Here is a 21,093-nt window from a genome sequence, read left to right as displayed (position 1 = left end):
CGGGGCGGAGCGGCCCGAACTGCGTGACGTCAGTACAGCTCGCCAACGGGGATCTCCACGGCCAGCCGGTTGGCGGGGCCGGCGAGCGGGCAGGCCCAGGCCTCGTTGTAGGCGCACGAGGGGTTGTAGGCGAAGTTGAAGTCCAGCACGTACTGGGCGTCGGATCCGGAGCCGCGGACGCCATGGAACGCGCCCTTGATGGTGTCCAGGAGGTAGCGGCCGGCACCGTAGCTTCCGCCGGGCTTTCCGGCGGTGGCGTCGCGGAACGGAACGAAGATCCCGCCGCCGTAGCCCATCAGCTTCCACACGGCCAACTGTCCCATCTCCGGAAGGTCGAACGTTCCCAGCCGGACAAACCTGACCAGCCCGTCCGTCCCTGTTTCGACGGTCATTTCCCGCCCGGCGCCCTCCTTGGTCAGGGGCACGTAGAAACGGTAGATGGGGTCGTAGTCGGCGGTCCTGAGCCCGTAGAAGGACGCCTTGGCCTCGGCCGTCAGGGCCGAGGCAGCATGAGTGCCGAACATGCGGTCGCGCTCCTGGCGCCAGTAGGCGTGGGCTTCCTCGGGGCTGTCCGCCGCGATCTTGCGCACGGTGTCGTAGAGGGCGAAGGTCCGCAGCCGCCAGTCGGCAATGTCGAGGTCGGACATGTTCGCCAGGGTCTGCTCTGCTTCGTCCAGGTCGTGTTCGTCCATGACCTCAGCCTAGTTGCTAATTCATGGTCGAAACGCTGCCCGGCAACGCCCCGACGGACCCGGCGTCCCGGCTAGGCTGGAGCCATGACAGGGATCACGGCCTCTGGACGTATCGGGATCGCCGCCGTCGTGCTGTTGACGGCGGGACTGATGGCCGGCTGCAGCAGCGACGGCAAGGGCGCGCCCGCCTGGACGGCGGAGCCGGGCACCAGCCCGGGGACCAGTGCGGCCTCGGGGTCCGCGAGTCCCTCCGCAAGCGCGTCGGCCGGTGCCTCTGCGACAGCCGGGGCCACGGCAGCGGCGTGGAAGGTCTTCACAGACCCTGCCAAGACCGCGAGCTTTGAGCTTCCGCAGGACTGGATTGCCCAGTCGGTTGAACCTGACAAGGGAACCCTTCCCGGCGCTGTGAAGATCGAGGTCAAGGACGCGGAAGGCAGCTATCTGGCCACCCTGCAGACGGGCCTTCCGGATACAGCGGCAGTCAAGTGTGCCGTCTCCGCCCGCAAATCCTACGTCGTGGTCAGCAGTGTCCCCGTCGAGTTGCCGCACAGCGGCGGGCAGGGGACCATCGACCCGCACGTGGTGTTCAGGGTGATCCAGGGCTACCGCTACTTCGGCTCCTTCGGCATCACCAACCTGGTGGGCGGCGCCGATTCCAAGGCCTGCCAGCTGCAGAACGTGGTGCAGGGCCTGGCAGGCAAGGGGAACTACTCGTTCAGCGACGTGCGCTCCCTTAAGGCGTTTGCACCGGACGAAAAGGTGGCCCCGGCCAAGGCCTTCGACACGCTTGACCAGGCCGCTGGCTACGTCAATGAGGGCTCCGAATTCGCCAATGTCCAGCGGATGCTAATGTCTCTGAAGATCAAAAACTAGTCCCGCTGCGCCTCCGGCACATCCCCCGTCCGCAGCCGCGACTGGCTGACGCCGCCTCACACCCCGGAGACCCATGGAACGAACTGTTGCTGCCCACCTGGTATTCAAGACCGTGGCCGACACCAAGGTGGCGATGGCCCTCTCCGTGGCGAGGAACGCCGGCTACACGTCCTTTGAGGAGAACCTCAGCGTGACGGCGGGCGGGGAACAGGTTCCGCTGACTGAGCTTTCGGACCACCATGGCGGCAGGTTCCACTACATGGAGTTCGCCGACCCCACGGAGGTCACCGTGGATTACTCGGCGACCGTCGGGGGCCGTGCCGAACCTGAGGAGGCGGCGCTGATGGATCTGATCCGCTACGTCCGGCCCAGCCGTTACGCGGAGTCCGACCGGCTGCTCCCCACGTCGTACGCGGAGTTCGGCGGACTCCAGGGCGAGGAACTCCTGCACGCCGTCCGCAACTGGGTGTTCAACGAACTGCGCTACGTCAGCGGCTCCTCCCGGGGAACCGACGGAGCTGTGGAGACCCTTCTGAACCGGCGGGGCGTCTGCCGGGACTATGCGCACCTGGCCATCTCGCTGCTGCGCGCCAAGAACGTGCCTGCCCGGTTGGCGGCCGTGTATGCGCCGGGCCTTTCCCCGATGGACTTCCATGCCGTGGCCGAGGCCCACGTCAACGGGGCCTGGCACGTGCTCGACCCCACCGGGCTCGCTCCCAGGGAGGCCATGCTGCGCATCTCCGCGGGACGCGACTCCTCGGACACGGCCTTCCTGTCCACCGTAGGCGGAAGCCTCTCCCTCCGGGAGATCCGCGTCTTGGCCACGGTGAACGGCGAGCTGCCGGCGGAGGATCCGGACAAACTCGTCATCATCAGCTGACGGCAGCGCGCCGGAGGCGGCCGACGGCGGGCCTGGCGTCCCGCCGTCGGCCGTCTGCTAACGGGGCCACTGGCTGTCCAGCTAACGGGACGGCAGTGACGCGCGCAGCTTCTCCGTGAGGCGGAGCAGCTCCCGTTGCTCCGCCGCCGTCAGCGCCGGGGCAACGAGCTCGGCGATGTCCCGCACGTGCTCCCGGCCAATTTCCTTCTGCAGCGCCGCGCCCTCCTCCGTCAGCTTCAGCAGCACGCCCCGGCCGTCGTTCGGGGCCGGCTGGCGCTCCACCAAGCCGCGTTTCTCCAGCCGGTCCACCAGCCTGCTCAGGCTGGACTGGCTCAGGAGCACGTTGTCGTTAAGTTCGTTCAGGCGCAGCCAGCCCGACGGGCACCGCGACAGTGTGAACAGCACGTCGTACTCGTTCACCGCCAGGTCCCGGAAAGCGGGGCCCGACTGCAGCCGGCGCATCACGGCCACCTGCGCGCGGAACAGCGACTCCCAGGTTTCTGAGGCCAGCCGGACGGCGGACGTCCCCGAAACTGCCCGGGGTGTCATCGTGACTCCGTTGGGGAGGCAGCGGCGGCAGCCGTGTCCTGGCCGATCCCTGTGCCCGGGGCAGCGCCCTCGCCTGTAGCGCCCTCAGCTGCGATCCGTGCGGCAACGCGTCCGGCGTGCGTGGGGGGAGCCGGGATGTGAGCGGGCGTGCGCTCGGCGTACTCCTTGCGCAGGACCGGCAGGACTTCCTCGCCGAAAAGGTCCAGCTGCTCCAGGACGGTCTTCAGCGGCAGGCCTGCGTGGTCGATCAGGAACAGCTGGCGCTGGTAGTCACCGAAGAACTCGCGGAAGGTGAGGGTCTTCTCGATGACTTCCTGCGGGCTGCCGACGGTCAGCGGGGTCTGGGACGTGAAGTCCTCCAGGGACGGGCCGTGGCCGTAGACGGGGGCGTTGTCGAAGTACGGCCGGAATTCCCTGACGGCGTCCTGGGAGTTCTTCCGCATGAAGAACTGCCCGCCCAGCCCCACGATGGCCTGGTCAGCCTTGCCGTGGCCGTAGTGCTCGTAGCGCTCGCGGTAGAGGCTGATCAGCTGCTGGTAGTGCTCCTTGGGCCAGAAAATGTTGTTGGCGAAGAAGCCGTCGCCGTAGTACGCCGCCACCTCCGCGATCTGCGGGCTGCGGATGGAGCCGTGCCACACAAAGGGGGACACGCCGTCGAGCGGGCGCGGGGTGGAGGTGAAGTTCTGCAGCGGTGTGCGGAACTTTCCGGACCAGTTGACGGTGTCCTCGTCCCACAGCTTGCGCAGCAGGCTGTAGTTCTCGATGGCGAGCTCGATCCCGTCCTGGATGTTCTTGCCGAACCAGGGGTAGACCGGGGCCGTGTTGCCGCGGCCCAGCACCAGGTCCACCCGGCCGTCGGCGAGGTGCTGCAGCATGGCGAAGTCCTCGGCGATCTTGACCGGATCGTTCGTGGTGATCAGCGTGGTGGCCGTGGACAGTGTAATCCGCTCGGTCTGGGCGGCGATGTACGCGAGCGTGGTGGTGGGAGAGGAGGAGAAGAACGGCCGGTTGTGGTGCTCACCGATGGCGTAGACGTCCATGCCGATTTCTTCGACCTTTTTGGCGATCGCCACTGACGCCTTGATGCGCTCGTGCTCGGTAGGGGTCCGGCCCGTTGTGGGGTCCTGGGTGATGTCGCTGACGCTGAATACGCCGATCTGCATGATGAGCCTTCCGTTCGCCGAAGTTGTTCGGGCCTGTGCGACCAGTATACCCGATTTACATGCGTTTGCATGTACTGCCCTCAACGTCGTCAGCCCCAGGTTATTCCCGCCCCTCCCAACTGAGTAGCACTTCAGGGTGTTCCCAGCGCTTGTCATGTCTCAGGACCTCGTGGACACTTCCTGTCTCAGGACTTCGTAGACATTTGATGTCTCATGGCTATGTGGACACTTCGTTCTCTGGCGTTGGCTGGCGGGCTTTGAGCGTCGGGTAGATGCTCCGTTTCTTGCGGGCTCCCCGGGGGTTGGCTGCGACCCCTGAGGGTTTGCCGTTGCCGACGTAGGGAGTGCCTTGGGCCGGCCGGCGGTGGCTGATGATTTCGGTCCCTTGCGCTCCGAAGAACATGATGACGGCATCGTCGTAGAGGATATGGACAGTCGTTCCGATGTGTTCATTGCCCAGTTTGAAATGGGTTCCCAGGATCGTCGCGCACCCGTTCCGGTCCACTGTCCGTTGCGCGCTTCGCCGGCCCGGTCCGGCCACGGCCGGTTCCGGCGGGGCGGGCGGGGGTGTCTTCGGGGTGGCGTCCCAGGCTTCCCGGGGAGTCAGGCCGGGAGGCAGGCCCTGATGTTCACGTTCGTTGTTGTAGTAGAGATCGAAGGCATCGACCTGTAATTGCAGGACGGGCATTGATGGCGCCGGCGGCTGCCGGTGCAGGTATCTGTGCAGGGTCTGATGGAAGCGTTCGTTCTTGCCCTGGGTGGTGGGCTTATAGGGTTTGCCCGTGATCGGCTCGATGCCCCTGGCTTTGAGGAATTCGACCAGCGCGCCGGTGCGTCCGCGGCGGGTGGGGTTCAGGGCCGAGCCGTTGTCGGAGAGGAATTTCTGCGGTGCACCGTGGCATTCGATGGCCAGCGTGACGACCGCGATCGCGGCGTCCCTGGTTTCCCCGGTGGCCACCAGGGACGCCAGTGCCAGACGTGAATGGTCATCAATGAGCTGGAAGATCGCCACCTTCCTCCCGTCGGCGAGCTGCCACTCGGTCGAGTCGATCTGCCAGCACGCATTGGGCTGGGGATAGACGAACCTTTTGTAAGCGCTTCGCGGCTTCTTTCTCGGCTCCGGCACCACGACCCCGGCCCGGGCAAAGATTCTGGCGACCGTGGCCCGGGACGGCGGCCTAAAGCCCTGCCTGGAGAGCTTTGCGATGACAGAGAGCGGGCCGTGGTCCAAGCCCAGTTTCTTGAGCTCCGCCCGGGCACCGAGCAGCAGATCCACCATGCCCGGTGCAGTCGCGGTCGGCGTCGTCGAGGGAAGCGTGGGCCTCTTCTCCAGCGCTTTCACCGGCCCGACCTCAGCGGCCGCCGCCCGGACCCGGTAGAACCAGGCCCGGGAAACATTGTGCTTCCTGCAGAATGCGCTCACCGCACCCCTGGGCGAATCCTCGGACCATGTCGCAACAGCATGCCGAATCCTGATGTCCGGCTGGGATTTACTCATGAACAGCAGCAAACCCGCAGCCCAAGTGTCCACGAGGTCCTGAGACAGAGTGTCTACGAAGTCATGAGACAGAACTGTCCATTAAGTCATGAGACTCCACAGGCGTTCCCAGCGCTGGGAACGCCCTGTGCTGCTACTCAGATGGGGACCAGCCACGCGCCAGAAGCGCCAAGCGGACCTTGCGGACGGCCGCCCGCGCGTCGTTCTCCATATGCGACTTGCCGATCCGCAGCAGGATCCAATCCCCGGCGGCAAAATCCTCATCGCGGCGGATGTCCCTCAGTACCTGTGCCGGATCCGAATGGCCCTCGCCGTCGTATTCCACGGCCACACGGAACTCCGGATAGGAAAGATCGGGTTGGCGCACGGCGCCGCCGCCCAACGCCACCGGCACGTTGACGTCGGCATCGGGAAGGCCGCGGCGGGTGAGGGCAAGCCGGAGCCGTGTTTCTGGGGCAGAATCCGCGCCGACGCGCGCCTGTTCAAGAGCCAGGCGCGCCTTCCGGATTCCGGGCGTTCCCTTGTGCCGGTCCAGCATGTCGGCGAGTTCGTCCCGGGTGGCATGGGCTGCGGACCTCCCCTCGAACTCGGGGCGGGGATGACGCAGGAGATGGTCAGCCACCACCGTCAGCTCATCGACGCTCATTCGCCGGGCGATGTCCAGCCAGGTCCGGGTCCTGCTGGTAACGAACACCCCATCAAGCTCCACGATCTCGTCAGGAAAGAACTGCCCGCGGTGCCCCACCACACCCCGCCGCCGGGCGATGGCAACCGCATCCGGGCGGGAAACGTGGATGGCCGGGACGTCAGCGCCAGGCAGAAAGCCGGGAAACTCCCACAGCAGGAATGCGGTGGCGTGCGACGCCGCCGAAAGGCCGGTGACGTGTGTGTGGGGCCTGGCCAGCTGCGCAAGCTGCTGCGTGCACTCCGGGCGGGTTCCGGCGTCGTAAGGTGTCCGGATGCCCCGGCTGGGAGTCACGAGGCCGATCTTCAACCGGTCCCGGGCAACCCCGGCGTTGAGCGCTTCATCCACGGTGAAGGGAACGTCCGACAGATGGTCGGGCAATGGGCTCGGATACTTCATGGCCCCATCGTTCCAAAAACCGGAGCCCGGAATTGGGTTATCCACAGGTTCCCTGACGGACACCCATGTAGGTAGCAGCTCAGGGCGTTCCCAGCGCTGGGAACGCCCTGAACTGCGACCTAGTTGGGTGGGGAGGAGAAGTGGTGACGCGGCGGGGTCATTCGGGGGAGTCGGGGGCGGCACGTCGTCCGCTGAGCTTGGGCACCATGCCGGTGGTCCAGTCCGCGAACTCGGCATCGACGTCGTCATCGGCGGAGGAGAAGCCGGGACGCTGCTTGAGCTGGCGCTTGAGCTCCTTTTTCTCCCTCCGCCCCTCCACCAGCCGGTACAGCACAGGGACGAGCACCAGCGTCAGCGCGGTGGAGGACACCAGGCCGCCGATCACCACGATGGCCAGCGGCTGCGAAATGAACCCGCCGCCGCCCGTCATGCCCAGGGCCATGGGGGTCAGCGCGAAGACTGTGGCCAGCGCGGTCATCAGGATGGGCCGGAGCCGCTGCCGGGCGCCGTGGGTGATGGCGTCGGCAACACTCATCCCCGGATTGCCGCCACGCGGGTTCCGGTACTGGTTGATCAGGTCGATCAACACAATCGCGTTCGTCACCACGATGCCCACGAGCATCAGCATGCCGATCAACGACGGCAGCCCCAGCGGCACCCGCGTGACGAGGAGCAGGGCAACCGCTCCGGTGGCGGCGAAAGGCACCGAAACGAGGAGGATCAGCGGCTGCACCAGCGACTTGAACGTTGCCACCATGATCACGTAGACGATGGCGATGGCGGCCAGCAGCGCGAGGCCGAGCTGCCGGAAGGATTCTGCCTGCTGGGTGGTGGCGCCGCCGATCTCCGCGGTCACACCGGCGGGAAGGTCCACGGCCTTGAGGCGCTGCTGCACCTCCGCGCTAACGGCGCCCAGGTTGGATCCCGACGGCGTGACGGACACCCGCGCTGTCCGCTGGCCGTTGCTGGAGGTGATGGAGACGGGGACCTCCACCTGTTCGACGGCGGCAATCCGGCTGAGCGGGATGGCGCCGGACGCTGTCGGGAGCGGGATGCTGCGGACGGCGCCGATGCTGGTGAAGCGTTTTCCTTCGCCGATCTGGACGGGGAAGTCGTCCGTGTCGATGCGCACGGTGCCTGCTGGGACGGGGCTGATGGTGGAGGCGAGGACGCCCGCAACCTGCTCTTCGGTCAGGCCGGCGGCAACGGCCTTGGCCCGGTCTACCTTCACCTGCACCACGGGCTGGCTGGCAGCCAGGTTGGTGGTCACCTCACTGCTTCCGGGAACTCCGGTCATCGCCTTGACCATCGCGTCGCTGGCCTTCCCCAGGTCTTCGGAGGTGGCCGCCTTCAGGGTGATGTCCACGGTGGAGGACGTTCCGAAGCCTCCCTGCTGGGAACCGACGGAGATCTTGCCGGCAGCACCGGCAGCCGCAAGCTGGCTGCGGACTGCGTCCTGCAGCCTGCCCTGGTTCGCTTTTTCGTCGGTGACAACGGTGAATGAGGAGTTGGAGGCGCCCGAGGACGTCAGCGCGGTGAAGCCCGCCTGCGAATTGCCGGAGGTCACCTGGACGTCCTTGACGCCGTCGATGGCCAGGATCACGTCCTCGATCTTCCGGGCCGCGGCGCTGGTGTCTTCGAGGCTCGTGCCGGCGGGCAGTTCCTGCTTGACCGTCATGCTGTTCTCCCCTGAGCGTCCCAGCAGGTCGGTGGCGAGCAGCGGCGTCATGGCAGCGGTCCCGCCGAGGACCAGGACCGCGGCGATCAGGGTGAGCACGGGGTGCTTCTGGGTCTTGTTCAGGACGGGAAGGTATCCGCGCTGCAGGAGGCTGCGCTGCTCGGCCTCGTTTGCCTGCGCCTGGACTTCCCGGGCGGAGCGGGGGGCGTAGCCGGCGTCTCCGTTGGCGGGACTCTTCAGGAACCAGTACGCGAGCACGGGAACGATGGTCAGGGACACCAGGAGCGAGGAGAGCAGCGCAATGGTGACCGTCAGGGCGAACGGACGGAACAGTTCGCCCGTGAGTTCGCCGACAAAGGCGATCGGGAGGAAGACGGCCACTGTCGTCAACGTGGAGGCGGTGATGGCGCCGGCCACCTCACGGATGGAGGTGAGGATCGCGGTGAGCTTGGCTTCGCCGTAGCTCAGGTGCCGCTTGATGTTCTCGATCACCACGATCGAGTCATCCACGACCCGGCCGATGGCGATGGTCAGCGCGCCGAGCGTGAGGATGTTCAGCGAATACCCCGTGCCGGACAGGCCGATGAAGGTGATCAGCAGGGACAGCGGAATGGAGACGGCGGTGACCAGGGTGGAGCGGACGGACATGAGGAAGACGAGGATGACGGCCACCGCGAAACCGAGGCCCAGGAGGCCCTCCGTGGTGAGGTCCTTGATGGACTTCTCGATAAAAGGTGCCTGGTCGAAGACGGGGGTGAACTTGGCGTTCGAGCCAAGCTCCGCCTCGAGCTGTGGCAGCAAATCCTTCACCGCGTGCGAGAGCGCCACGGTGTCGCCCTCGGGTTTCTTCGTCACGGAAATGGCCAGCGTCTCGAGGCCATTCGTCCGGGTGATGGATGTGCGCGGGTCATCCTTGATGCTGACGTCGGCCACAGAACCGATGGTGGTGCCGGCTTTGGCCCCGCTGAGCGGCAGGGACTTCACCGCGGCCACCGAGTCGACCGGGCTGCCGATCTGCAGGGAGAGGCTTTGGCCCTTCTCCTCAATCGTGCCTGCCGGAACAAGATCGCCGTTGTTGGTCAGGGCATTCCGGACCGACTGGATGCTGGCACCGCCGGCGGCCATGCTGGCCGCGTTCGGCTGGATCAGGATGTGCCGGTTGGCGCCGCCCGTCACGTCGGCGCCTCGGACGCCGTCGAGCTTCTGCAGCCTCGGTACCGACAGCCGCTGAAGGTCCGTATTCAGCTCGCTCAGCGGCTTGTCGGAGGAGACGGCGAGGAAGACGATGGGGAAGTCGCTGATGCTGCCGGCGATGGCCTGGGGCTGGACGTCGTCCGGCAGCGTGCGCTTCGCGTTGGAAATTGCCCGGTCGATCTGGTTCCGGGCCCGGTCCAGGTTGGAACCGTAGGTGAACACCAGGCTGATCTGCGAGACGCCTTTGCGGGAGGTGGACGACGTCGACTCCAGGCCTTCGACGCCGTTCAGCGCCGTCTCCAGCGGCCGGCTGATCTGCTTGTCCACCACCTCAGGCGACGCCCCGGGCATCGACGTGATCACCGTGATCCGCGGGAACTCCACCGAGGGAATGAGTTCCTGCTTCAGCGAGGACATGGTGATCACGCCGAACACCGAGGCGAAGATGGTGATCAGCGCGATGAGTGCGCGGTTCCCGAGGGATAGTTGGGCCAGCCGGAACATCGCATGATCTCCTGAGTCGACGGACTGTTTGCCTTCGGTGGTGCCTGCCGCAACCCGCGCCGGTCAGCGCTGGACGGTCACCGCTGGACTGCGGGCGATGCTTCCAGCTGGAGGCTCTTGGCGGTGGCCTTCTCGAGCTCCGCCGCCAGCTCCGGGTTTTCGTCGAGCTTGACGCCGTAGCCCGGCATCATTTCCTTGAGCTTGGACTGCCAGCCCTTGAAGTTCTTGGGGAAGGACTTCTGCAGGAGCTCGATCATGATGGGCACGGCCGTGGAGGCTCCAGGTGAAGCGCCGAGGAGGGCGCCGACGGAACCGTCGCGGGCGGCAATCACCTCGGTGCCGAACTGCAGCACACCGCCCTTCTTCGGATCCTTCTTGATGATCTGCACGCGCTGGCCGGCGGTGATGAGTTCCCAGTCGCCGTCCTGGGCCTCCGGGTAGTACTCGCGCAGCGCCTCCACTTTGTCACCGTGGCGCTTGGCCACCTCTTTGACCAGGTAGGCGGTCAGGTCCATGTTGTCCTTGGCCACGGCGAGCATCGGGATGATGTTGCTCGGCCGGATGGACAGCGGGAGATCGAGGTAGCTGCCGTTCTTCAGGAAGTTCGTAGAGAAGCCGGCGTACGGGCCGAACAGGAGGGAGCGCTTGCCGTTGACGTAGCGCGTATCCAGGTGCGGCACGGACATGGGCGGCGCGCCGACGGAAGCCTGGCCGTAGACCTTGGCGTTGTGCTGGGACGCGAGGGACGGGTCCGTGCAGCGGAAGAACTGGCCGGAGACCGGGAACCCGCCAAAGCCCTTGCTTTCCGGGATGCCGGAAGCCTGCAGCAGGTGCAGCGCTCCGCCGCCCGCGCCGACGAAGACGAACTTGGCCCGGATGCTTCCGCGCTCACCGGAAGCGGGGTGCTTGAGCGAAAGGTCCCAGCCGCCGTCGGACGCCCTGCGGAGATCGGTGACGTTGTGGCCGTAGTTGATTTCGACGCCGTTGTTGGCAAGGTAGCCGGTCAACTCCCGGGTGAGGGCACCGAAGTCGACGTCGGTGCCTTCGGCAGCGCGGGTGGCGGCGACGCGCTGCTTCGTGTCGCGGCCCTTGACGATCAGCGGCGCCCATTTGGCGATCTGCGCGAAGTCCTCGGAGTACTCCATGCTCCGGAACAGGGTGTGCTCCTTGAGCGCGTTGTAGCGGGTCTTGAGGAAGCTGGAGTTGTCCTCGCCAATGACGAAACTCATGTGCGGAACGGTGTTGATGAAACCCTTGGGCGAGCCGATCAGGGAGTTGTCCACCAGGTGGGACCAGAACTGGCGGGACAGCTGGTACTGCTCGTTGATGTGCAGTGCCTTGGCAGGATTGACCGAGCCGTCCTTGGCGGCGGGGGAGTAATTAAGCTCACACAGCGCGGCGTGTCCGGTGCCGGCGTTGTTCCACGGTCCTGAGCTCTCCAGGCCGGCCTCGTCGAGCCGCTCGAACAGGGAGACGGTCCAGTTGGGTTCGAGCTGCTTGATGAACGCACCCAGCGTGGCGCTCATGATGCCGCCACCAATAAGGACGACGTCGGCATGTTGGGTCTTGGAAATGAAGGTCACAATCAGTCTCCCGTAGGCGGCTCTGGCTGTCACAGAATATCCCTGTACCGCCCTCTAACTGAAATTGCGCCCCTACGTCAAGGCCTCAGCTGGACCTTGGTGAAAACTTCATTTAATACCGGCGAGGCGGGATAGCTGATCACCCGGTCGGACAGGGCCAGGGCGGAGATCGGGAAAGCGATGGGGACGGCGGGCAAGGACTCCGCGATTTGGGCGTTGATGGTCTGGTACTGCTGGGTGCGTTCCTGGCCGTCCGGGAGTCCGCGGGCGCGGTCGATCTTGGAGAACACCTGCGGGTCCTGGTAGCCGAACTCGCCGTTCTTCTCGCCGAAGAGCGGGGCGAGGAAGTTGTCCGCGTCGGAATAGGAACCGTTCCAGCCGAGCAGGTGCAGGGCATGGTCGCCCGGGTTCTGCACCTTCTGCAGGTAGCCGTCCGTCCAGTCCACGGGGACGGGCTGGATGTTCAGGCCCACCGCCGTGAGTTGGCGGCTGATTTCCGCATAAATCTTTTCCGGCGTGGGCAGGTACGGCCGTGTGACGTTCATGGGGTAGTAGAACTTCAGGGCCTGGCCCTTGTAGCCGGCCTCTGCCAGGAGTTCCTTCGCCTTGCGGGGATCATAGCCCAGTGCGGGTGCGTTGTTGTTGAACCCGCTCAGCTTGGGCGGAACGAACTGCGAAGCCTGGGCGGTGTTGTCGATGAAGAAGCGCCTGATCAGCGTGTCCTTGTCGATGGCCAGCTCGATGGCCTGGCGGACCTTGAGGTTCTTCAGTACCGGAATTTCCTGGTTCATGCCGAGATACATCACCGAGAACGGGTCCCGCTGGATGATCTGCTTGCCGCGCTTGACCAGCTGGTCGAAGTTTCCCACCGTCACGGCGTCATAGCCGTCGATCCTGCCGTCCAGCAGGGCCTGCAGCCGCGTCTGCGGGTGGTCGTAGGTGACGAATTTGAGGGTGGCGATCTGTCCCCGGGTGCCCCAGTACTCCTTGTTGTCCGCGAGCGTCACTCCCGCGCTGTCCCAGGCGGAGAAACGGAAGGGGCCGGTACCCACGGGATGGGTGGCGTAAGCGGAAAGTGCCTGGCTGCCGCGCCGCAGGCTGGGCTGATCGGCCTTCCCGGCGGCGAGAGCCTTGGGGGAGGAGATGGCAAACGCGGGAAGCGTTAGGGCCTGCAGGAAGCCGGTGAAGCGTTCCGTGAGTCTGATCCGCACCCGCAGCGCCGACAGGGCGGTGCAGGATTTGAAGACGGACAGCTCCCGGTGGTCGGCATGCTCCTTGAAGACCCCTTTGAAGGTGGTTCCCGGAGCCTGCTTCCGAAGGGCCTCCGAAAAGTTGAACCAGCGGTCGAAGTTGGTGCAGACGGCGTCGGCATTGAAAGGGGAACCGTCGTGAAACTTGATGCCCGGGCGAAGGGTGAAGGTGTAGGCCAGGCCGTCCGACGATTCCGTCCACTGCGTTGCCAGCAGCGGCGTGGGCTCGCCCGTTGTCTGGTCGACGCCCACCAGCCCTTCCAGGATCTGCCGGGTGACCCGCTGCGATTCGACGTCGTTGGCCAGGGCGGGGTCCAGGCCCAGAGGCTGCGATGCCGTGCCGAACGTGAAGGTCGCCGACGGGGCAGCGGCAGGTGTTCTGGTGCTTGCCGCAACGGACGACGGCGTGGGCTGGGCTTCGCTCGTGCAGGAAGTGAGCGACAGGCCCAGAAGGACGGCACCGGTCTTGAGGGCCGTACGGCGCGGGATACTGCTGGGCACTCGATTACCACCTCTGGACTGCTGGGGTGCGCGTGGGCGGCGTTTGCCCGCCACCCAGTCTAATTGACGGAACAACAAAAGGCCGCGGTCCGCACTGTCGGGTGCGAACCGCGGCCTCTGCCCAGAAGAACTCCCGGAACAGGCCCAGCGACTATTTGGGCATCAGCACCGAGTCCACGAGGTAAACGGTGGCGTTCGCCGTCTGTACGCCGCCGCAGATCACGTTGCCGCCGTCCACCTTAAGGGCATCCTTGGTCCCGGTCACGGTTACCGATCCGCCCTGCACAGTCTTGTGCGTGCCCACAATCTTGTCCGGGGTGATCTGGCCGGGGACCACGTGGTACGTGAGGATCTTGCTCAGGAGGGCGTCGTCCTTCTTGAGCGTCTCGATCGTTGCGGCGTCGACCTTTGCGAAGGCGTCGTCCACCGGTGCGAATACGGTGAACTCGCTGCCGTTGAGGGTGTCCACGAGGTCAACCTTGGGGTTGAGCTTGCCGGAGACGGCGGCGGTGAGCGTCTTCAGCAACGGGTTGTTCGAGGCGGCGACGGCCACGGGGTCCAGGGCCATGCCTGCGACGGAACCCTTGCCGCTGGGGACCTGCTTGGCGTAGCCAGCGCAGCCGGGCCCTGCCAGGTTGGCGGCCGAATCCATGGCCGCCGTCGACGTCTCCGACGGTGACGGCGCCATGCTGGAGGCAGACGGCTCGGCGGCGGCCGACGAGTTGCTGGACGTGCCGGCGGAACCGCCGCAAGCGGTGAGGCTCAGCAGGGCTGCGGCTGCAATGCCTGCGACGGTGAAGGTTGAGCGCTTGAAAGACTGCATTTCGATTCTCCTTGGTTGTGCCGACGAACGGGATCGGAGGGGCTGTGGAGCCCTCCGGTGATCCTTTTCCGACTGTGGGGCACCGGCCGTGGGGCGGTGTCTCACTGGGTATTCGCCTGGCTGGCAGCAATGGATGGGTGAACCGGAAAAGATTTTCTGGCGGCCTGGTGGGCGGGCCCCTTAAACGAGGGAATCCCGGGCCGTAGCCCGGGATTCCCTACTCTTTACTTTTGTGCGCAAGGGGGGACTTGAACCCCCACGCCCGAAGGCACAGGAACCTAAATCCTGCGTGTCTGCCAATTTCACCACTCGCGCCCGGCTCCGCCTGGTGCGTTCCGTGCCGGTATAAGCAGCAGGAAAAGTACGACGGCGGATGCCAGCCTCAATTGTACCGTCACCTGTGCGGTCTTGCGGCAGGCGCCGGTTTCGCTGGACAGTGTTGTCCGGCGCGGGCCCGGGTTGTCAGGCGTCCGCGAGTTTCAGGTCCTTGCGCAGCTTGGCGACGTGCCCGGTGGCCCGGACGTTGTACTGGGCCACGGCGACTTTGCCGGCCGGGTCCACCACCACGGTGGAGCGGATGAGGCCCTCGTAGGTCCGGCCGTAGTTCTTCTTCTCGCCCCACGCGGCGTATGCCTCGGCAACGGCGTGGTCTTCGTCCGACAGCAGGGGAAAGGTTAGGCCCTCGGTGTCGGCAAAGCTCGCCAGCTTGCCCACCGGGTCAGGCGAGATCCCAAGCACTTCGTAGCCGGCAGCCTGAAGCGATGCCAGGCTGTCCCGGAAGTCGCAGGCCTGCTTGGTGCATCCGGGCGTGGCGGCGGCCGGGTAGAAATAAACTATGGTGTTCCGGCCGCGGAAGTCGCTGAGGCTGACGTCTGCTCCCGTTGCATCCTTCAGTGTGAAGCCGGGGGCGGTGTCGCCCGGCGTAAGTTTTTCAGCCAACGTTGTCTCCTTGTTTTCGTGCAGGACATTTCAGCTTAGTGAGGCTTCGTATCGGGTACTAATCAGGCTTAGTTATACTTGGTGGTATGCCTGATATGGATCGCTGGCCCACGGGGCGCCTCTTGTCCACGGCGGCCCGCCTTGTGGAGCACTCCTGGAACGAGAAGCTGGGCGCCATTGGGCTGACCCATGCCGGCGTCATCGCCATCGAGGTGCTCTACAATAGCGGCCCCATGACGCAGGCGCAGTTGGCCCAGCTCGTCCGGGTGCAGGCCCAGACCATGGGCAAGACGCTGAGCCGTCTGGAGTCGCACGGGCACATCGTGCGCCAGCGCAGCACTTCGGACCGGCGCAGCCACGTCGTATCGCTCACGGAGCGCGGCACCGAAGCTGTAATGGCTGCAGCAGACATGGAGCGGTCGGTCCTGGCCGCGGCATCCATCGACCCGGATCGGCTCCGCCAGGAACTCCAGGCGGTGGTCCGGGAGTTGGCCAAGCGCTTCGCGTCGCCTGAAACTAGCGCCATTGTGGCCGGAGCTGACGCCGGGCTGACCGTCGAGGCAAATTCCTAGTTTGAGGCAAATTCCTGGCGCCGGCGACTACCCGCCGGCAGCGGGAGCCGCCGTGGTCCTGCGCGCAACCAGGTGCGGGGTCCGTACAACATGCCCGGGCGGCTGCGTTCCCTCAATTCGGGCCACAGCGCGGTCCACGGCCGCGGCGGCAAGCAGCGGAGCGTCCTGGCTGATCGAGGACAGTTGCACATAGCTGAGCCGCGCGAACATGCTGTCGTCGTAGCCCAGCACTGACACATCTGCCGGGACCTTTAGGCCCTGCGCCCGGAGGCTCTCGATGAGTCCCAGGGCTGACCTGTCATTGAAGGCAATGACGGCTGTCGGCATGTCCAGGCCGAGGGCATTGCCGGCAGTCATCCCGTCTTCCTCCATCGCGCCGCCAGCAATGATGGCCGGCTCCAGGCCGCGGCGTTCCATCTCCGCCCGGAAGGCAGACCGGCGCGGTTCGGCGGAGACCGCGGTGCCGCCGTCGATATGGACGATCCGCCGGTTGTCCCAGGCACACGAGGTGTTCCACCGCCATCCGAATGCCCTCGTAATCGTCACTGCTCACGGAGTCGGTGCGTTCGCCGACGTCGTTGCGGAGGAGGCTCACCACCGGCACCTGGCCGGCGTATCGGGCCAGTTCGTCGCTGCTGAGCGTGGGTGAGATCAGGATCAGCGCCTCGGACCCGAAATCCAGCAGGGCCTCGATGGTCCGCGCTTCCGGCCTGCCGCTGGTGACGCCGCCCAGTGCGAGTTCGTAGCCCTTGGCGCTGGCCTCGGCGTACGCGGCGTCCACAATTTCGGCGTGGAACGCATGCGCCGTGGAGAAGCTGAGGCCCAGGAGTTTGGTCCGGGTACTGCGCAGCAACCGGGCACGGCTGTCGGGCCGGTAGCCAAGTTCGTTTGCGGCGTCCAGCACTTTCTGCCTCGTGGCAACGGCTGCGCCGGGGGCGCCGCGCATCACGATGGAAACCAGGGCCCGTGATACGCCGGCCGCTTGGGCTACGTCCATCAGGGTGGGGCGCCGTTGCTGTTCAGTCATGTGCCTCCTTGCTGCCAGCAGTCTATAGAACGATCTAGACAGATGGCTAAAAACTGTGCCACCATCATTTTACTAGAACGATCTAGAAGCCTGAAAAGAGGATTGCACCATGCCCTATGTCCAGCAACCGGCCCCTGACAACCACCCCGTCCGCCTCGGCCTGATTGGAGCCGGCTGGATCGGCGCCTTCCATGCCGACTCGGTGGCGCGCCGGATTCCCAACTCACGGCTGGATGCCATCGCTGACCCCGCCCTTCCCGCCGCCGAGGCCCTGGCCGCCAAGCTCGGCGTGGCCCGGATTACCGCTGATCCGGCGGACGTGATCAATGACCCCGACATTGACGCGGTCCTGGTGGCATCGCCGGCAAGGTTTCATTCCGGTCTTATCGCAGCTGCGGCCCGGGCCGGGAAGGATGTGTTCTGCGAAAAGCCGGGCGGCCGCACTGTCGAAGAACTGGATGAGGCGCTGGCCGCTGCAGCCGCCGCCGGGGTCAGCCTCCAGTTTGGCTTCAACCGGCGCTTCGCGGCGGACTTCGCTGCCGCCAGGAAGATGATTGACGACGGCGCCGTGGGCACCCCGCAGCTGTTGCGGTCCCTCACTCGAGACCCGGGCACCGCGGCCGGAATCGCCTCCCCGGAGCGGATCCCACCCGGAACGATCTTCCTGGAAACGCTGATCCATGACTTCGACACCCTGAACTGGCTGAACCCGGGTGCGGTGCCGGTGAAGGTGCACGCGGTGGCTGATGCCCTGGTGGCGCCGGACGCGAAAGCCGCCGGGCTGTTGGATACGGCCGTGGTCACCGTGACCTACAGCAACGGGGCCATCGCGGTGGCCGAAGCCAACTTCAACGCCCTGTATGGCTACGACGTGCGGGGTGAAGTGTTCGGATCTGCCGGTATGGTGACCGCCGGCGGTCCGCAGGCATCAAGCGCCGTGAGCTATACCGCCGCGGGCATTGCCTCGGACACCGTGCGGCTGAACATCGACCTCTTCCATGACGCCTATACGGCCGAACTTGCCTGCTTCGTCGACGGCATTGCGGCCCGTCGGGCGGGGCATGCGCCGGTTGGGACGTCGGCTCCGGGCGGCGTCGATGCCCGTAATGCGCTCGCAGTGGCGCTGGCGGCGATCCGGTCTCACGAGACCGGCCTCCCGGTGGACGTTTCGGCTGTGGCGCGTCTGCAAGCGGCTGAGCCCGAGCTGCAGCTCACGGGAGTGCATCTCACGGGGTCGGGCGCATGAGCTTCCGGCTGGCGGCATGCGCCGAAATGATTTACGGCGAGTTACCACTCGTCGAGCGGGTGCAGCGCATTCATGAGCAGGGGTTCGAGGTGGAACTCTGGGACACGCGGAACCGCGACATTGCTGGACTGGCGGCAACAGGTGCCCGGTTTTCCTCTATGAGCGGCTACTTCGGGGGCAGTGTCATTGACCCCGACAGTGCGGACCGGGTGATCGAATCGGCAGAGAAACTCATCCCGACGGCGCTTGAGCTGGGTGTTGAGCGCATGGTCGTCCATCCGGCGGAACTGGGCGACGGCGGAGTTGCCGTGCGGCCCGTCCACCGCTCCACCGGCCAGATGTGGCTGACCGGCCTCCGCACCCTGGAGCGCCTGGGCAGGCTAGGGGAGCGGCACGGTGTGGTCTTTGCGCTTGAGAACCTCAACACGGTTCTGGACCATCCGGGCATCCCGTTGGCGCGGGCGAAGGACACTCAGGCGCTGGTGTCCGCAGCCGACCACCCGCACGTGAGGATGATGCTGGATCTGTACCACGCCCAAATCGGCGAAGGAAACCTGATTGAACTGGTCCGCGGCGCCCTGCCGTGGATCGGGGAAATCCAGGTGGCCGACGTTCCAGGGAGGTTCGAGCCCGGAACAGGGGAGATTAACTACAGCGCCGTCGCCACGGCGCTCGCCGACATCGGCTATGCCGGCGTCATTGGCTTGGAAGCAGGGGCGTCAGGCGGAGCTGGACTCGCCGCCGGGGACAACGCCCTGTCGGCGTTCCGGCGCGCCTTCACCGCCAACTAGCCAGAAAGCAAAACTAATATCGTCCTAATGTTAGGACAAACATTGACAATAGTGATCCGAGTCACGATGATCAGAGATATCAATATCCCGGCCGGTGCGGCGTGGCACGGCCGGAACCCGAATCAAAGGAGATTTTCGGTGAAGAAATTTTCATGGCGGAGGGCGGCCCTGGTAGCCGCCGTTGTGCCGATGATGGCTCTCAGCGCCTGTTCGTCCAGCGGCGGCAGGCCGGAAGAGAACTCGAACGCCGGAGCCGGCGGGCAGGCCGCCTCGACGCCACGTATCAAGGTGGCCCTGATCACGCATGCCGCTCCCGGTGACACCTTCTGGGACATCGTCCGCAAGGGCGCTGAGGAAGCCGCGGCCAAGGACAACGTGGAGCTGCTGTACACCTCGGACCCGGAAGGCGGCCGTCAGGCACAGCTGATCCAACAGGCCGTAGACCAGAAGGTGGACGGCATCGCAGTGACCCTGGCCAAGCCCGATGCGTTGAAGGACGCGCTGAAGAAGGCGACCGAGGCCGGCATCCCTGTGGTCAGCCTCAATGCCGGCGAGTCCGTGTCGGCCCAGCTGGGTGCGTTCACGCACTTCGGCTCAAATGAAAAACTCGCCGGCGAAGCCGCGGGAGACAAGCTCAACTCCCTCGGACTCAAGCACGCCATCTGCGTCATCCAGGAACAGGGCCACGTCGGCCTCGAAGCCCGCTGCGCAGGCGTGAAAGCGAAGGTTCCGGCCTCCGAGATCCTGTACGTGCAGGGCACCGACATGACCCAGGTGTCCTCCACCGTGACAGCCAAACTGCAGGCCACTTCTGACGCCGACGTCGTTATTGGGCTGGGTGCGCCCTACACGCTGACCATCCTCAAGGCGGTGGCCACCGCCGGCAGCAAGGCAAAAGTGGCCTCCTTTGACATGAATGCCGACCTCGCCCAGAAGATTGCCGACGGCGCCGTTGAATTCACAGTTGACCAGCAGCCGTGGCTCCAGGGCTACGGCTCGGTGGACGCACTGTGGCAGGTCAAGCGCGGCGGCTTCAAGCTTGGCGGCGGCCAGCCCGTCCTGACCGGCCCCACCATCGTGGACAAGGCCGGGGCGGCCAACGCCCTCACTTTCGCCCAGCAGGGTATCCGCTAGCATTCCGCCACCCGGGCCCGGCGGGACCGCCGGGCCCGGCAGCAAGGAGTATTTCAATGACCATGACCCAGACCATTACAAAGCCTGCGGTGACTGACGAGCGGGTCGGCAAGCGGAACCCGCTGCAGAAACTGCTCGGCCGCCCTGAGGTAGGCGCCCTCGTCGGGGCGATCGTTTTGTTCGTGTTTTTCGCTTCGGTTTCCCAGACTTTTACGCAGCCGAACGCCTTCGCCACCGTCCTTTATGGCAGCTCCACCATCGGCATCATGGCGGTGGGCGTGTCGCTGCTGATGATCGGCGGCGAGTTCGATCTCTCCACAGGCGTCGCAGTCATCAGTTCCGCCCTCACGGCCTCGATGTTCAGCTGGTACTTCAGCATGAACGTCTGGGTCGGAGTAGTCCTGGCCCTCGTGGTCTCGCTCGGCATCGGGTACATCAACGGCTGGATTTTGATGAAGACCAAGCTGCCGAGCTTCATCGTCACCCTCGCAACGTTCCTGATGCTGACCGGCCTCAACCTTGGCCTGACCCGCATGATCGGCGGCGGCGTGTCCTCCCCGTCCATTTCCAGCATGGACGGTTACCAGGCGGCCCGGGCCATCTTTGCCTCCTCGGTGAACATCGCCGGGGTGGATGTCAATAACACGGTCTTCATCTGGATCGCCCTGGTTGCCGTGGCGTCCTGGGTACTGCTGCGCACCAAGGTGGGCAACTGGATCTTCGCCGTCGGCGGCGATGCGAACGCCGCCCGCGCCGTGGGTGTTCCCGTCAAAGCCACCAAGATCGGCCTTTTCATGGCCGTCGGCTTCTGCGGCTGGATCCTGGGCATGCACAACCTGTTCGCCTTTGACGCCGTGCAGTCCGGCGAAGGCGTGGGCAACGAATTCCTGTACATCATCGCCGCCGTGATCGGGGGGTGCCTGCTGACGGGAGGCTACGGATCCGCTGTGGGCGGCGCGATCGGCGCCTTCATCTTCGGCATGGCGAACAAGGGCATCGTGTACGCACAGTGGAACCCGGATTGGTTCAAGTTCTTCCTGGGCCTGATGCTGCTCCTGGCCACCATCGTGAACCTGATCGTCAAGCGTCGCGCAGACTCAAGTAAGGGCTGA

The 21,093-nt window shown here is 65.5% G+C and carries 18 protein-coding genes, 1 tRNA gene and 1 pseudogene; 7 read left to right on the top strand and 13 right to left on the bottom strand.

The window, feature by feature from the left end; translation table 11 throughout:
• Positions 1-29: 29 nt before the first annotated feature.
• Positions 30-692, bottom strand: a complete 663-nt coding sequence (locus tag QFZ33_RS16980; protein ID WP_307029352.1) for a DUF1684 domain-containing protein — start codon at positions 690-692, stop codon at positions 30-32.
• Positions 693-776: 84 nt separating this feature from the next.
• On the opposite strand from QFZ33_RS16980, the gene QFZ33_RS16975 reads away from it, so the two are divergent.
• Positions 777-1,565, top strand: coding sequence for a hypothetical protein (locus QFZ33_RS16975; RefSeq protein ID WP_307029350.1), 789 nt, complete (start codon positions 777-779; stop codon positions 1,563-1,565).
• Positions 1,566-1,638: 73 nt separating this feature from the next.
• The gene (locus QFZ33_RS16970) at positions 1,639-2,445 is read left to right on the top strand and encodes a transglutaminase-like domain-containing protein (protein ID WP_307029348.1); all 807 of its coding nucleotides are present in this window, start codon (positions 1,639-1,641) and stop codon (positions 2,443-2,445) included.
• Between the two features lie 81 nt (positions 2,446-2,526).
• Here QFZ33_RS16970 and QFZ33_RS16965 read toward each other — a convergent pair whose 3' ends face one another.
• From QFZ33_RS16965 to bcp, 10 genes are all read right to left on the bottom strand, one after another.
• Positions 2,527-2,994 carry a MarR family winged helix-turn-helix transcriptional regulator gene (locus tag QFZ33_RS16965; protein ID WP_307029346.1) on the bottom strand — a complete coding sequence of 156 codons (468 nt, stop codon included), beginning with the start codon at positions 2,992-2,994 and terminating at the stop codon, positions 2,527-2,529.
• A complete protein-coding gene (locus QFZ33_RS16960; RefSeq protein ID WP_307029344.1) occupies positions 2,991-4,157 on the bottom strand; it encodes an LLM class flavin-dependent oxidoreductase in 1,167 nt (388 codons plus the stop codon). Before QFZ33_RS16960 ends, QFZ33_RS16965 begins: the two co-directional genes overlap by 4 nt.
• 217 nt (positions 4,158-4,374) lie before the next feature.
• On the bottom strand, positions 4,375-5,655 hold the full coding sequence (locus tag QFZ33_RS16955) for a DDE-type integrase/transposase/recombinase (protein WP_307029342.1): 1,281 nt from the start codon (positions 5,653-5,655) through the stop codon (positions 4,375-4,377).
• 133 nt (positions 5,656-5,788) lie between these two features.
• Complete coding sequence (locus QFZ33_RS16950) at positions 5,789-6,739, bottom strand: endonuclease domain-containing protein (protein WP_307029340.1); 951 nt, start codon at positions 6,737-6,739, stop codon at positions 5,789-5,791.
• 157 nt (positions 6,740-6,896) lie between these two features.
• A complete protein-coding gene (locus tag QFZ33_RS16945) occupies positions 6,897-10,115 on the bottom strand; it encodes an efflux RND transporter permease subunit (RefSeq protein ID WP_307029338.1) in 3,219 nt (1,072 codons plus the stop codon).
• 77 nt (positions 10,116-10,192) lie between these two features.
• The gene (locus QFZ33_RS16940; RefSeq protein WP_307031868.1) at positions 10,193-11,698 is read right to left on the bottom strand and encodes a malate:quinone oxidoreductase; all 1,506 of its coding nucleotides are present in this window, start codon (positions 11,696-11,698) and stop codon (positions 10,193-10,195) included.
• 77 nt (positions 11,699-11,775) lie between these two features.
• Positions 11,776-13,449, bottom strand: a complete 1,674-nt coding sequence (locus QFZ33_RS16935; RefSeq protein WP_307029336.1) for an ABC transporter substrate-binding protein — start codon at positions 13,447-13,449, stop codon at positions 11,776-11,778.
• Between the two features lie 151 nt (positions 13,450-13,600).
• Complete coding sequence (locus QFZ33_RS16930) at positions 13,601-14,272, bottom strand: fasciclin domain-containing protein (RefSeq protein WP_307029334.1); 672 nt, start codon at positions 14,270-14,272, stop codon at positions 13,601-13,603.
• Between the two features lie 233 nt (positions 14,273-14,505).
• Positions 14,506-14,587 (bottom strand) — tRNA-Leu (locus tag QFZ33_RS16925).
• A 147-nt stretch (positions 14,588-14,734) separates the two neighbouring features.
• A complete protein-coding gene (bcp, locus tag QFZ33_RS16920) occupies positions 14,735-15,211 on the bottom strand; it encodes a thioredoxin-dependent thiol peroxidase (RefSeq protein WP_307029332.1) in 477 nt (158 codons plus the stop codon).
• 95 nt (positions 15,212-15,306) lie between these two features.
• Here bcp and QFZ33_RS16915 point away from each other — a divergent pair, with 95 nt between their 5' ends.
• Positions 15,307-15,783 (top strand): MarR family winged helix-turn-helix transcriptional regulator, encoded by a 477-nt coding sequence (locus QFZ33_RS16915; protein WP_102972116.1) that lies wholly within the window; start codon positions 15,307-15,309, stop codon positions 15,781-15,783.
• Positions 15,784-15,810: 27 nt separating this feature from the next.
• Here QFZ33_RS16915 and QFZ33_RS16910 read toward each other — a convergent pair whose 3' ends face one another.
• Entirely contained in the window at positions 15,811-16,329 is a 519-nt protein-coding gene (locus tag QFZ33_RS16910) for a substrate-binding domain-containing protein (protein ID WP_307029330.1), read from the bottom strand.
• A gap of 4 nt (positions 16,330-16,333) precedes the next feature.
• Positions 16,334-16,729: pseudogene (locus QFZ33_RS16905) on the bottom strand (LacI family transcriptional regulator); the annotation flags it as partial.
• Between the two features lie 190 nt (positions 16,730-16,919).
• Between QFZ33_RS16905 and QFZ33_RS16900 the strand changes: the two are divergent.
• The 4 genes from QFZ33_RS16900 (at position 16,920) to QFZ33_RS16885 (ending at position 21,093) form a co-directional block, all read left to right on the top strand.
• Entirely contained in the window at positions 16,920-18,056 is a 1,137-nt protein-coding gene (locus tag QFZ33_RS16900) for a Gfo/Idh/MocA family oxidoreductase (protein WP_307029328.1), read from the top strand.
• Positions 18,053-18,847: a TIM barrel protein gene (locus tag QFZ33_RS16895; RefSeq protein ID WP_214848150.1), complete on the top strand. Its 795-nt coding sequence runs from the start codon at positions 18,053-18,055 to the stop codon at positions 18,845-18,847. The genes QFZ33_RS16900 and QFZ33_RS16895 overlap by 4 nt, the downstream gene beginning before the upstream one ends.
• Before the next feature lie 138 nt (positions 18,848-18,985).
• A complete protein-coding gene (locus tag QFZ33_RS16890; protein ID WP_307029326.1) occupies positions 18,986-19,981 on the top strand; it encodes a substrate-binding domain-containing protein in 996 nt (331 codons plus the stop codon).
• 56 nt (positions 19,982-20,037) lie between these two features.
• Positions 20,038-21,093, top strand: a complete 1,056-nt coding sequence (locus QFZ33_RS16885) for an ABC transporter permease (RefSeq protein WP_214848155.1) — start codon at positions 20,038-20,040, stop codon at positions 21,091-21,093.

The sequence above is a fragment of the Arthrobacter globiformis genome (genome assembly GCF_030815865.1).
GTDB classification, from domain to species: Bacteria; Actinomycetota; Actinomycetes; order Actinomycetales; family Micrococcaceae; genus Arthrobacter; species Arthrobacter globiformis_B.
The sequence above is the reverse complement of the archived record's forward strand: the minus strand, read 5'-3'. Positions and strand labels throughout refer to the sequence as shown.